Origin of the sequence: Streptomyces sp. GbtcB6, assembly GCF_019091475.1 — a bacterium.
GTDB classification, from domain to species: Bacteria; Actinomycetota; Actinomycetes; order Streptomycetales; family Streptomycetaceae; genus Streptomyces; species Streptomyces hyaluromycini.
This window is the reverse complement of sequence record NZ_JAGXJL010000205.1, coordinates 1-404: the sequence shown is the minus strand read 5'-3', so window position 1 is coordinate 404 and position 404 is coordinate 1. Positions and strand designations below refer to the sequence as shown.

Annotated in this window: 1 protein-coding gene; it reads left to right on the top strand. The window is 71.3% G+C overall.

All coding sequences use genetic code 11. The features are described 5' to 3' along the window. Positions 1–99: 99 nt before the first annotated feature. Positions 100–404, top strand: a 305-nt coding sequence (locus KVT45_RS55180; RefSeq protein WP_308311178.1) for an aldehyde dehydrogenase family protein, incomplete at its 3' end; no start/stop codon positions are given.

The window sequence follows — 404 nt, the reverse complement described above, 5'->3', positions numbered from 1 at the left end:
GCGTTCACCGGATCGTCCGAGGTCGGCCGAGAGATCGTCCGGGCCGCGGCGGACGACCTGTAGAAGGTCACCCTGGAACTGGGCGGCAAGTCACCCTACGTGATCTACGCCGACGCCGACCTGGAGCGGGCCGTGGCCGCGTCGACCGGTGCGATCTTCTTCAAGCAGGGTGAGTCTTGCACCGCCGGCTCCCGGCACTTCGTCGAGCGCGCCGTCTACGACGAGGTGGTCGGCGGAATCGTCGAGCAGGCGGGCCGGATGCGGATCGGGCCCGGCACGGACCCGGAGACCGATCTGGGGCCGCTGGTGTCGCAGGAACAGCTGGACCGGGTCATGGCGTACATCGACTCGGGCCGGCGGGACGGGGCTCGGCTCGTCGCCGGCGGCACACGGGTGGGGGAGCG